This is a genomic window from Streptomyces sp. NPDC091682, assembly GCF_044756625.1.
Classification (GTDB): Bacteria; Actinomycetota; Actinomycetes; order Streptomycetales; family Streptomycetaceae; genus Streptomyces.
Genome location: NZ_JBIVTH010000007.1, coordinates 163,293 through 175,841 on the forward strand (window position 1 = coordinate 163,293; position 12,549 = coordinate 175,841).

At 72.5% G+C, this 12,549-nt stretch carries 8 protein-coding genes, 2 tRNA genes and 1 pseudogene; all 11 read left to right on the forward strand.

The features are described from left to right. Positions 1 to 19: 19 nt before the first annotated feature. Positions 20 to 1,765, forward strand: a complete 1,746-nt coding sequence (locus ACIQK6_RS18085) for an LCP family protein (protein WP_402695076.1) — start codon at positions 20 to 22, stop codon at positions 1,763 to 1,765. Between the two features lie 119 nt (positions 1,766 to 1,884). Then, positions 1,885 to 2,331, forward strand: coding sequence for a ribosome silencing factor (gene rsfS / locus ACIQK6_RS18090; RefSeq protein ID WP_030008628.1), 447 nt, complete (start codon positions 1,885 to 1,887; stop codon positions 2,329 to 2,331). Then, positions 2,328 to 2,984: a histidine phosphatase family protein gene (locus tag ACIQK6_RS18095; protein ID WP_266602711.1), complete on the forward strand. Its 657-nt coding sequence runs from the start codon at positions 2,328 to 2,330 to the stop codon at positions 2,982 to 2,984. The genes rsfS and ACIQK6_RS18095 overlap by 4 nt, the downstream gene beginning before the upstream one ends. A 123-nt stretch (positions 2,985 to 3,107) precedes the next feature. Further along, positions 3,108 to 3,180 (forward strand) — tRNA-Ala (locus tag ACIQK6_RS18100). Between the two features lie 144 nt (positions 3,181 to 3,324). Beyond that, entirely contained in the window at positions 3,325 to 3,558 is a 234-nt protein-coding gene (locus ACIQK6_RS18105) for a hypothetical protein (RefSeq protein ID WP_008738908.1), read from the forward strand. A 131-nt stretch (positions 3,559 to 3,689) separates the two neighbouring features. Then, positions 3,690 to 3,762 (forward strand) — tRNA-Ala (locus tag ACIQK6_RS18110). Between the two features lie 254 nt (positions 3,763 to 4,016). After that, positions 4,017 to 6,887 carry a leucine--tRNA ligase gene (gene leuS / locus ACIQK6_RS18115; RefSeq protein WP_402695077.1) on the forward strand — a complete coding sequence of 957 codons (2,871 nt, stop codon included), beginning with the start codon at positions 4,017 to 4,019 and terminating at the stop codon, positions 6,885 to 6,887. Between the two features lie 130 nt (positions 6,888 to 7,017). After that, complete coding sequence (locus ACIQK6_RS18120; RefSeq protein ID WP_402695078.1) at positions 7,018 to 7,785, forward strand: hypothetical protein; 768 nt, start codon at positions 7,018 to 7,020, stop codon at positions 7,783 to 7,785. A 379-nt stretch (positions 7,786 to 8,164) separates the two neighbouring features. After that, positions 8,165 to 9,010, forward strand: a complete 846-nt coding sequence (locus ACIQK6_RS18125; protein ID WP_329102140.1) for a DegV family protein — start codon at positions 8,165 to 8,167, stop codon at positions 9,008 to 9,010. Positions 9,011 to 9,462: 452 nt separating this feature from the next. Then, positions 9,463 to 10,140 carry a helix-hairpin-helix domain-containing protein gene (locus ACIQK6_RS18130; RefSeq protein WP_402695079.1) on the forward strand — a complete coding sequence of 226 codons (678 nt, stop codon included), beginning with the start codon at positions 9,463 to 9,465 and terminating at the stop codon, positions 10,138 to 10,140. 146 nt (positions 10,141 to 10,286) lie between these two features. Continuing rightward, positions 10,287 to 12,512: pseudogene (locus tag ACIQK6_RS18135) on the forward strand (ComEC/Rec2 family competence protein); the annotation flags it as partial. Positions 12,513 to 12,549: the final 37 nt, after the last annotated feature.

A 12,549-nucleotide genomic window follows, 5' to 3' on the forward strand; every position in this document is an offset into this window, starting at 1 on the left:
CGGAGAGAGGGGCCCCGCGGTGAACGACCGACAGGATCCGTACGACCCGCATGCCGCCCAGGAGCAGCAGTTCGTCGGCTACGACGCGTACGGGCGGCCGGTGTACGGCCAGGTGCCCGCGCAGCCCGCCCAACCCGCTCCGGCCGTCCCGCAGCAGTACGGGCAGCAGTACGAGCAGCAGCAGTACGGCTACGACTACCAGGGCTACGGCCAGCAGCAGCCGCAACAGCAGTACTACTCGCAGCAGCCGGCCGCCCAGGAGTACGGGCAGCAGGAGTACACCCAGGCGCCCGCCTACGGGTACGACACGCAGCAGACCCAGCAGTGGATCCCGCAACAGACCGCCCCGGAGCCCCCGGCCCCCGCCGAGCGGCCGGCCGCCCAGGTCCCCGAGCCGCGCCGGCCGAACGCCGAAGACGGCGGCGCGCGGGGCGACGAGCAGGACCGCGACCACGACGGCGAGCACGACGGCGAGCACGACGGCGAGCCCCGGGCGGACCGGGACTACCGCACCGAGATGTTCGCCTTCATCGACCAGCCGGACGAGGACTCCGAGGACGTCATCGACTGGCTCAAGTTCACCGAGAGCCGCACCGAACGCCGCGAGGAGGCCCGCCGCCGCGGCCGCAACCGGGTGGTGGCGCTGATCGTCGTCCTCGCCCTGTTCGTCGTCGGCGGACTCGGCTACCTCTGGTACGCGGGCAAGCTGCCCTTCCTCGACGGCCCCGGCGAGAAGAAGACCGGCGCGAGCGCCGACGCCGGCCCGCAGAAGCGGGACATCATCGTCGTCCACCTGCACAACACCAAGAAGGGCGGCACCTCCTCGGCGCTGCTCGTCGACAACGTCACCACCAAGCAGGGCGCCACCGTCCTGCTCCCGAACAACCTTTCCGTCACCGGCCAGGACGGGACGGCGACGGGGCTCGGCAAGTCGGTCGAGGAAGGCGGTCTCGGCACCCGCGAGGCCCTCGACTCCGTGCTGGGCACCCGCATCGGCGGCACCTGGCGCCTGGACACCCCCTTCCTGGAGAGCCTGGTCGAGCTGATCGGCGGCATCGAGGTCGACACCGACACCGCGGTCCCGGCCGACGACGCGGCCAAGACCCCGGCCGTGGCCCAGGGCCAGAAGCAGAGCCTCAGCGGCCGGATGGCCGTCGCGTACGCCACGTTCCGCGGGCAGGGCGAACCGGAGGCCAAGCAGCTGGAACGCGTGGGCAAGGTGCTCCAGGCGGTGCTGCGCAAGGTTCCGAGCGACCCGAAGGCGGCGGCGGTGACCGTCGAGAGCGTCGGTCAGATCCTCGACCCGGCCCTGAACGCGCAGACCCTCGGGGGCCTGCTGTCCCGGCTCGGCGCGCACGCCAAGGTGGGCGCGTACCGCACGGACGTCCTCGCGGTGAAGGCGGACGGAACGCTCACGGACGACGCGAACAAGTCGGTCGTCAAGGAGGTGCTGGGCGGCTCCGGCGCCGCCGCTCAGCCGGGTGCGGCCCCGCGCGTCGGCCTCAAGGACGCCACCGGCGACGAGAAGACGCAGGTCGCGGCGAAGGCGGCGCTGGTGAACGGCGGCTACGCCTTCGTCGACGGCGGCAAGGCCGACAAGACGGCGGCCACCTCGCAGATCACCTACCAGGATGATGCGCAGCGGGACCGCGCGATCGAGGTCGCCAAGACGCTGGGACTGCCCGAGACGGCCGTGAAGAAGGCCGAGAACGCGGTGAACGCGGAGGTCGTGGTGATCCTGGGCAAGGACTACAAGGCGTCCTGACCGGGCTCCGGAGCGGCCCCGAAGGAGGCTTTCGCCCGCGCGCGACGCTGCGCGCGGGCGGTGTCGGCGGTACATGAGACCCTTGTAAGGATCTGCCCGCCAACCCGAAAGCATGGCCAGTGACCGCCACGGACCGCTCCATCGAGCTCATCACCGCCGCCGCCCAGGCCGCGGCCGACCGGCTCGCGCACGACATCATCGCGTACGACGTCAGCGACGTGCTGTCGATCACCGACGCCTTCCTGCTCGCCTCGGCGCCCAACGACCGCCAGGTCAAGTCGATCGTCGACGAGATCGAGGAGCGCCTGCTGAAGGAGCTCGGCGCCAAGCCGGTGCGCCGCGAGGGTGACCGCGACGCCCGCTGGATCCTGCTCGACTACGTCGACATCGTCGTCCACGTCCAGCACAGCGAGGAGCGTGTCTTCTACGCGCTGGAGCGCCTGTGGAAGGACTGCCCCGAGATCGAGCTCCCCGAGGACGCCAAGCTCACCATCGGCAAGGCCGAGGAGCACGCCAAGCTGCGCGAGGCGGCGGGCGACGACGAACTGGACGGTGATCTGTTCTGAGCGCGACCACCTCGGGCAAGTCCGGCAGGAAGATCGTCCTCTGGCGGCACGGCCAGACCTCGTGGAACCTGGAGCGCCGCTTCCAGGGCTCCACGGACATCGAGCTGACCGAGGCGGGTGTGGCGCAGGCGCGCCGCTCCGCGCGGTTGCTCGCCTCGCTGAAGCCGGATGCCATCGTCGCCTCCGACCTGCAGCGCGCCTCTGCCACGGCTGCCGAGCTGGCGGCCCTCACGGGGCTGACGGTGTCGCACGACGCGGCGCTGCGCGAGACGTACGCCGGCGAGTGGCAGGGCCTCACGCACGACGAGATCCTTGAGAAGTACGGCGAGCAGTACGCGGCGTGGAAGCGCGGCGAACCGGTCCGCCGGGGCGGTGGCGAGCTGGAGACCGAGGTCGCTGACCGCGCCGCGCCGGTGGTGCTGGAACACGTCGACCGGCTGCCGCGGTCCGGCACCCTCGTCGTGGTCAGCCACGGCGGCACCATCCGTACGACGATCGGGCGCCTGCTGGGCCTGAACGCGTACGACTGGGAGGGCCTCGGCGGGCTCTCCAACTGCTGCTGGTCCGTGCTCGGCGAGGGCGCGCGCGGTTGGCGCCTGCTGGAGCACAACGCCGGCACGCTGCCGGAACCGGTGCTCGGCGACGACGACTGAGCGGCCTTCTGCCGCTCCCCGGCGGGGCTGCCACCCGGATTTCACTTTCCGGCTGGTCACAGGCTAGAGTTCTTCTTGTTCGCAGCGCAGAACACCGGAGACGGGGGGAGCGCAGCGGAGAGCGGGGCTATAGCTCAGTTGGTAGAGCGCCTGCATGGCATGCAGGAGGTCAGGAGTTCAATTCTCCTTAGCTCCACAATCAGGATCCCGTCCCCAACAGGGGGCGGGATCCTTGCTTTTGTACCCATTGTGTTTGCTGACCTCGCCCGCACCGGCATGGCAGAATCGTGACCGCCGGAGGGGGAGACGACGGCCCGACGCGGGAGGGAGTCGCTGACGGATGGGTGCACACCGGCGCCGGTGCGACTGGTGCAACAACGGCACGCCGATCGTGCGGGACATGGACCCGGTCAACCCCGACTACCAGTACTGGTGCGAGGAATGCGCTCGGGCGCTGATCATAAAAGGCGACCCGATCGAGACGTATCGCGAGCTGGAAGGGGAGCCGATCTACGGCCGGCTGCTCGACGAGCACTGCACGCTCAAGCGGTTCTACCAGTTCGCGAGGGCGTGACAAGTTGGCTTAAATCGGACATGGCTTCTGGTCGGTGGAAACCGATTTTTGGACCGGGGCCATGACCGTGTAATGTTTGGGACGTCGCCAAGGGAAACCGGCAAGGGAAACCGAAGCGGCAAGCGCAACAAGGGGCTATAGCTCAGTTGGTAGAGCGCCTGCATGGCATGCAGGAGGTCAGGAGTTCAATTCTCCTTAGCTCCACAGTGAAGAAGCGGGCCACCCGGATCGGGTGGCCCGCTTCTCGTTGTGTCGACGGATGGAACGGCCGAGCGTCAGAAGGGGCCGCTGCGGTACCCTGACGCCATGCGTGCCGTACGCCTTCTGCTTACCGAGCCGCGCTGATCAGCGCCGACCCACGAGAGGTCGGCATCGGCGCGGCGTCCCCTCCTGTGCGAGGGGTTTTTTCGTTTGGGCAGGCAGAGACGGCGAAGACGATCGATGGAGCTTCAGAAATCATGAGCGAGACGAACACCCCGGCCCCCGAGGCGGCCGAGGCGCACCGCTACACGGCTGCCATGGCCGCCGACATCGAGGCACGCTGGCAGGACGTCTGGGACGCGCAGGGCACGTACGAGGCCCCGAACCCCACCGGCGACCTGGCCGGGGACCCCGCGGTGGTCGCACGGCCCAAGAAGTTCATCATGGACATGTTCCCGTACCCCTCCGGTGCTGGCCTGCACGTCGGACACCCGCTCGGGTACATCGCCACCGACGTCTTCGCCCGCCACCAGCGGATGACCGGCCACAACGTCCTGCACACCCTGGGCTTCGACGCCTTCGGCCTGCCGGCGGAGCAGTACGCCGTGCAGACCGGCACGCACCCGCGCGTCTCGACCGAGGCCAACATCGAGAACATGAAGGTCCAGCTGCGCCGGCTGGGCCTGGGCCACGACAAGCGCCGGTCGTTCGCCACGATCGACCCGGACTACTACAAGTGGACCCAGTGGATCTTCCTGCAGATCTACAACTCCTGGTACGACGCCGACGCGAAGAAGGCCCGGCCGATCACCGAGCTGGTCGCCGCCTTCGAGGACGGCTCCCGCGAGGTCCCCGGCGGCCGCGCCTGGGCCGGGCTGACCGCGACCGAGCGGGCCGACGTGCTGAACGAGCACCGGCTGGCGTACTCCTCGGACGCGCCGGTGAACTGGTGCCCCGGGCTGGGCACCGTACTGGCCAACGAGGAGGTCACCGCCGACGGCCGGTCCGAGCGCGGCAACTTCCCCGTCTTCAAGTCCCGGCTGAGCCAGTGGAACATGCGGATCACCGCCTACGCCGACCGGCTGATCGACGACCTGGACGCGCTGGACTGGCCCGAGGCCATCAAGCTGCAGCAGCGGAACTGGATCGGCCGCAGCGAGGGCGCGCGCGTCGACTTCGCACTGGGCGATGAGGCCATCACCGTCTTCACCACCCGTCCGGACACCCTGTTCGGCGCCACCTACATGGTGCTGGCGCCCGAACACCCGCTGGTGGAGAAGTTCATCCCGGCCGCCTGGCCCGAGGGCACCCACGAGGTCTGGACCGGCGGGCACGCCACGCCGGCCGAGGCCGTCAGCGCCTACCGCAAGCAGGCCGCCGCGAAGTCGGACGTCGAGCGGCAGGCCGAGGCCAAGGACAAGACCGGTGTCTTCACCGGCGAGTACGCGATCAACCCGGTCAGCGGCGACAAGGTCCCGGTCTTCATCGCCGACTACGTGCTGATGGGCTACGGCACCGGCGCGATCATGGCCGTCCCGGCGCACGACAGCCGCGACTTCGAGTTCGCGCGCGCCTTCGAGCTGCCGATGCGCTGCGTCGTGGAGCCCTCCGACGGGCGCGGCACCGACCCGGCCGAGTGGGACGACGCCTTCGTCTCCTACGACGCGAAGCTGGTCAACTCGACGGGCGAGGGCATCGCCCTGGACGGCCTGGGCGTCGTAGAGGCGAAGGCCGCGATCACCGACTGGCTGACCGAGCGCGGCATCGGCGAGGGGACGGTCAACTTCCGACTGCGCGACTGGCTGTTCAGCCGTCAGCGGTACTGGGGCGAGCCCTTCCCGATCGTCTACGACGAGGACGGCGTCGCGCACCCGCTGCCCGAGTCGATGCTGCCCCTGGAACTGCCGGAGGTCGAGGACTACTCCCCGCGCACCTTCGAGCCGGACGACGCCGCGTCCAAGCCGGAGACCCCGCTGTCGCGCAACGGCGAATGGGTGAACGTGGAGCTGGACCTGGGCGACGGCCGGGGCGTGCGCTCCTTCCGCCGCGAGACCAACACCATGCCCAACTGGGCCGGTTCCTGCTGGTACGAGCTGCGCTACCTGGACCCGAACAACGCCTCGGCCCTGGTGGACCCGGAGATCGAGCAGTACTGGATGGGCCCGCGCGAGGGCGCGCCGCACGGCGGTGTCGACCTGTACGTGGGCGGTGCCGAGCACGCGGTGCTGCACCTGCTGTACGCCCGCTTCTGGTCGAAGGTGCTGTTCGACCTGGGTCACGTCTCCTCGGCGGAGCCGTTCCACAAGCTCTTCAACCAGGGCATGATCCAGGCGTACGCGTACACCGACGCGCGCGGTGTCTACGTGCCCGCAGCCGAGGTCGAGGAGCGCGACGGCGGCTACTTCTACCAGGACCAGCCGGTCAAGCGTGAGCACGGAAAGATGGGCAAGTCCCTGAAGAACGCCGTCACGCCGGACGAGATCTGCGAGGAGTACGGCGCGGACACGCTGCGCCTGTACGAGATGGCGATGGGTCCGCTGGACGTCTCCCGTCCGTGGGACACCCGGGCCGTGGTGGGCCAGTACCGGCTGCTGCAGCGCCTGTGGCGCAACATCGTGGACGAGGAGACCGGCGCGGTCACCGTCGTGGACGGTGAGCCGGACGAGGCGACCCTGCGCGCGCTGCACAAGGCGATCGACGGGGCCGGCTCGGACCTGACCGGGCTGCGCTTCAACACCGCCATCGCGAAGATCACCGAGCTGAACAACGCGCTGACGAAGGCGGGCCGCCCGCTGGAGCGCTCGGTCGCCGAGGCCCTGGTGCTGCTGGTCGCCCCGCTGGCCCCGCACATCGCGGAGGAGCTGTGGCACCGCCTGGGGCACAGCGAGTCCGTGGTCCACCAGGACTTCCCGGTCGCGGACCCGGCGTACGTCGTGGACGAGAGCGTGACGTGCGTGGTGCAGGTCAAGGGCAAGGTCAAGGCGCGGCTGGAGGTGCCGCCGACGATCTCCGACGCGGACCTGGAGCAGCTGGCCGTGACCGATGAGGGCGTTGTGGCGGCGCTGGGCGGCGCGGAGATCCGCAAGGTGATCGTGCGCGCGCCGAAGCTGGTGAACATCGTCACCTGAGGGCGCACCCCCGCATAGGGGGGATCCCGTACGGGCAGGTTGGGGGTTCGATTGGAACCCCTGGCCTGCCCGTGGCGTTTACCGTGGAGGGGACGGAAAAGAGCCGTCGGGTTCTGGGGAAGGGATGCTCATGGAGGCCGCGTTGATCATCTTCGCGCTGATGGTGCTTTTCACCTTCCTGGGGTTGGGCGTGTACGCGACCGTCAAGGTGGTGCAGGCGACCAAGCGCGGTGTGGACCGGACCATCACGCAGGCGCGCCGGACCGTGGAGGACACCACCCTGCGCGCCAAGAGCTTCGGCCAGGTCGGGGTCACGGGGGCGCTGGCGCAGCTGCGGCTCGACCTGCGGACTTCGATGCGCGCCACGGAGCAGGCACTGCAGGACGGGGTCCGGGTGGACGCCTCGCTGCACGAGTCGATCGCGCTGTTCGAGCGGCTGAGCGCGCACGGGCGCGAGCTCGACGACGAGCTGAAGCGGCTCGAGCAGGACCCGGACCGCGGGCGGATCGCGGAGCGCCTGCCGGATCTGCGGGAGCGGACGGCCAAGATCAAGCAGGCCGCGGACTCGCTGCGGTGGGCCGCGCGGGACCGGGCCCAGCGCTTCGCACAGGACGACCTGTCCACGCTGTCGGCGCAGATCGAGGTCGAGTCCGACGCGCTGCGGGACTGGTCGCCGGAGCCGGTGGACGACCTCGCGGCGGCGGCCGCGGCGTGGGACGCGGCGCAGGCGAACGGGGCCGCGACGGGGCGGCCGCAGGCACCGGGGAGCGCTCCGGGGCAGCCTGCGGACGCGGCGAGCCCGACGTGGGGCGCGGATCAACCGCAAGCCCTGAATCCGGCCGCTCCGGCGCCGCAGTACCCCTGGCAGAAGGCGCGCCGACCGGAGAGCACCACCTGAGGCGGGGCGTGCAGGGGCCCGTACCGTAGGCTCCCGCCCCTTCAGAGGGCCTCGTCCGTCGGTCAGGCGGGGCTCGCGGCGTGTCCGGCACGCACGCCCGCTCGTGGTGTTCTCGTTGGGCGCTGACGTGCCGCGCCCGCTGCTTCCGCGCCGGCTGCCTTCACGTCGACTGCTCCTCGGACGTGCGGGCGCGCGCACCGGACGCCGTTCCCCGATCCGACCCGGCCCGACCCGATCCGGCTTTACCCGGCCCGGCCCGGCCCGGCCCGGCCCGGCCCGGCCCGGCCCGGCCCGGTCCGACGCCCTAGCATCCCCCGCCGACGGTCGCGTCGTGGGGCCGGGCTGCCGTCATGCCCCGACGGGCGGTAACCTCCGGCTCATGTCCCGCCATGTCGCCATCGTCACCGATTCCACGGCCTACCTGCCCCGACCGGCCATGGCGCGGCACGGAATCACCGCCGTCCCGCTCACCGTCGTGCTCGGCGGCGAGGCACTCGAGGAAGGCACCGAGATCTCGGCGCGCAGCCTGGCCCTGGCCCTGCAGAAGCGCCGCTCGGTCACTACCTCGCGCCCGAGCACGGAGGAGTTCGTCCGGGCCTACCGGGAGGCGGCGGACGCCGGGGCGACGGGCATCGTCAGCCTGCACCTGTCCGCCGAGTTCTCCGGCACCTACGACGCGGCCGTGGTCGCCGCCAGGACCGCACCCGTTCCGGTCCGCGTCCTGGACACCGGCATGGTCGCGATGGCCCTCGGTTTCTGCGCGCTCGCCGCCGCCGAGGTCGCCGAGGCGGGCGGATCCGTGGACGAGGCCGTGGCGGCCGCAGAGAAGCGCGCGGCGGACATGGCCGCGTACTTCTACGTCGACACCCTCGACTACCTCCGCCGCGGCGGCCGGATCGGGGCCGCGCAGGCCCTCCTCGGCTCCGCCCTGGCGGTGAAGCCCCTGCTGACGCTGGACGGCGGGCGGATCGAGATGCTGGAGAAGGTCCGTACGTCGGCCAAGGCCATCGCCCGCCTGGAAGAGCTGGCCGTCGCGCGCGCCGGCTCCGCCGACGTCGATGTGGCTGTGCACCACCTGGCGGCTCCGGAGCGGGCGGAGAAGCTTGCCGAGCGGCTCCGCGAACGCATCCCCGGGCTGGTCGAACTGCACGTCAGCGAGGTCGGCGCGGTGATCGGGGCGCACACCGGCCCGGGGCTGCTGGCGGCGGTCGTCTCGCCCCGCTGATCACCGGAACGGGTGGCTCGGTTATCCACAAGGGAGCTTTTTTCCACCGGAATTGAGTGATCCGAACCGGGGACGGGATCGGCCTCTACGGTCGTGGCATGACTCTTCGAACGCGTGCTTCGCATCCGTCGGGCGCCACCGGTGGCCCGGGCCGCTCCCGTCTCTCCGACGGTCGACTTTCCGATGGCCGGCTCTCCGGCAGCGGCCTGCGCCATCGTCGTACGGCGCGACGTGGCCGGCGGGTTCCTCATCCGGAGCCGGGCGCGGTGCGCCGACGGGCCGAGGCCTTGCTGGGCGGCAGCAGCCCGCCGCATGTACCGCCCCCGCCACCGCCCCCGCCCGCGCCGCTCCGGGCGCTCCAGACCCCGCCCGGGGCCCCCGACGGGGTGGATGTCCAGGCGCCGCCCGATGAGGCGCCCGGGCTGCCCTCAGGGGCTGCGTGGAGGCTGGCCGTGCGGGAGCGGCTACCGCTGTGGCTGCAGGACCGCTGCGAGATGCGGCCGCGTGCGGTGGCTGCCGTCGGAGTGGTGCTGCTCGCCGCGGTCGGCTTCGCCGGGCAGCAGTACTGGTCGGACAGGCCGCGGGCGGTGACCGTACCCGCGGTGGTCGCCCCGGGGGCCGTACCGGCGGCGGCCACGGCACCGGCCGGGGCTCCGGCAGCGGGGACCGGCGGGGTCGGTGGGGCCGCGCGGATCGTCGTCGACGTCAGTGGCAAGGTCCGGGACCCCGGGGTACGGCGGCTGCCCGCCGGTTCGCGGGTGGAGGACGCGTTGGCCGCCGCCGGGGGAGTGCCTCCCGGCACCGACACGACCGGGCTGAACCGGGCCCGCGTGCTGGTCGACGGCGAGCAGGTGGTTGTGGGCGCCCCGGCGCAGCCGCCACCGGCCGCCGGTGCGGGCGGCGGTGTCGGCTCCGGTCCGGGCGCCGGCCTCGGCCCCGGACCGCTGAGCCTGGGCTCGGCCACGGTCGCCCAGCTCGACGGCCTGCCGGGGGTCGGGCCGATACTGGCGCAGCACATCGTCGACTTCCGTACCGCCCGCGGCGGCTTCCGCTCCGTGGAGGAGCTCCGCCAGGTCGACGGCATCGGTGAGCGGCGCTTCGCCGACCTGCGCGCGCTGGTGCGGCCGTGAACCGCCCGGCGGGACCGGTTCCGCCGGACCTCCGCCTCGCGGTGCCCGCCGTGGCCGCCTGGGCGGCGGCCGCGGTCGCCCTGGACATGCCCGTCCACCAGACCGCCCTCGGGGTGGGCCTGGCGATGGTCTGCGCGGGCCTGCTGATGCTGGGCGCGTGCCGGCGTCCGGGCCGGCTGTGGCGGCTCGCGCCGGTCGCTGCGGCGGCCCTGCTGTGCGGGGCCGCCGGGGCGGGGGTGGCAGGGCTCCAGCAGGCCGAGGCACGGGCCGGGCCGGTGACCGGTCTGGCACGGCAACACGCCCGTGTTTTCGCGGAGCTCACCGTCGGCTCCGACCCCAGGGCCGCCCGGAGCGCGAGCGGGCCACCGGTGGTGGTGCTGGACGCGGTGGTGACCCGGGTGACCGGGCCCGACGGGTCGAGCACCCGGGTCGATACCCCGGTACGGGTGCTGGCCGGGCATCCGGAATGGGCCCGCCTGCAGCCTTCCACCCGGGTGGTGGCGGCCGCCCGGCTGGCCCCGGCGCAGGGCGGGGAGCGGGCCGTGGCGCTGCTCCGCCCGGCCGGTGACACCCCGCCCGGGGTGACCGGCGGCCCGGATACCGTCCAGCGGATCGCGGGGCGGATGCGATCCGGGCTGCGCGAGGCCACCGAAGGGCTCGCACCGGACGCCGGGGCCCTGCTGCCGGGGCTGGTCGTCGGGGACACGTCCAGGGTTCCGCCCGATCTGCACGAGGCCTTTCGGGCCACCGACCTGCTGCACCTGCTGGCCGTCTCCGGGTCCAACCTGACCGTGGTGCTGTTCCTGCTCATCGGGTCCCCGGCCCGGGCGCAGCAGGCCGAACGGCGCGGGCTGGCACCCCGGCTCGGCCTCTCGCTGCGGGTGACCGCCCTGTGCGGGGCGGCCCTGACGCTGGCCTTCGTGGTGGTGTGCCGGCCGGAACCGAGCGTGTTGCGAGCAGCTGCCTGCGGTGCGGTCACCCTGTTGGCCATCGCCACCGGACGGCGCAGGTCATTGATCCCGGCCCTGGGCGCGGCCGTGCTGCTGCTGGTGCTCTACGACCCGTGGCTGGCCCGCAGCTACGGCTTCCTGCTCTCCGTGCTGGCCACCGGGGCGCTGCTCACCCTCGCTCCGCGATGGAGCCAAGCCCTGCGGCGCCGTGGGGCGGGGCCGCGACTCGCCGAGGCGCTGGGAGCTGCCGCGGCCGCGCAGGCGGTGTGCGCGCCCGTGGTGGCCGTGCTGGCCGCCCGGGTCAGCCTGGTGGCGGTGCCGTGCAACCTGCTGGCCGAACTGGCGGCCGGTCCCGCGACGGTACTCGGCTTCGCCTCGCTCGCGGTGGCTCCGGTGTGGATGCCCGCCGCGGAGCTGCTCGCCCGTTGCGCGGGGGTGCCGGCGGGGTGGATCGCGGGTGTGGCCCGGGCCGGGGCCCGGTTTCCGGGTGCGGAGCTCTCGTGGCCGGGCGGGCTCACCGGCGGCGTTCTGTTGGCCGCCGCCACCCTGGCCGTCGTCGTGGTCGTCGGTGTCCGGTTCCGCGGGCGCGGGTGGCTCTGCTCCGCCCTGGCGGCGCTGCTGCTCCTGGCCGTACTGCGGCCACCGCAGCTCACCCGCACGCTCTCCGGCTGGCCGCCGCCCGACTGGAGCTACGTTCAGTGCGCCGTCGGGCAGGGGGACGCTGCTGCGCTCTCCGTCGGCCCGGGGGAGGCCCTGGTGGTGGACGCCGGCCCGGAGCCCGGACCGGTGGACGAGTGTCTGCGCGCCCTGGGCGTGCACCGCGTTCCGCTGCTCCTGCTGACCCACTTTCACGCCGACCACGTAGGAGGTCTGCCGGGGGTGCTGCGGGGCCGGTCCGTCGGTGTGATCCAGACCACCGCACTCGAAGATCCGCCGGGGCAGGCCGAGTTCGTCCGGCGGACCGCGGCGGCCGCCGGCGTGCCGATCGTGAAGGCGGTGCAGGGCGAGCGCCGCCGGGCCGGGGCGTTCGAGTGGGAGGTGCTCTGGCCGCCGCCGGCCGGGCCTCCGCCCGAGGGGCCCAACGATGCGAGCGTCGCCCTGTCGGTGCGCGGCGCGGGGCTGACCCTGCTCCTGCTCGGCGACCTCGAACCTCCCGCCCAGCAAGCCCTCTTGAGGGCACATCCGGACCTCGGCCCGGTGGACGTCCTCAAGGTCGCCCATCACGGTTCCGCGCACCAGGACCCGGAGCTGTACGCCCGGATCCGGCCACGGCTCGCGCTCGTTCCCGTCGGCGCGGCCAACCGCTACGGACACCCCGCGCCGAGTACGCTCGCCCGGCTGCGGGAGTTGGGGTCGACCGTGCTGCGCACCGACACCGACGGCTCGATCGCCGTCGCAGGAAGCGGAGTTCAGTTACGTTCGTTTCCGGCCAATCGGCGGCGGAATCGGCGCGGCCATA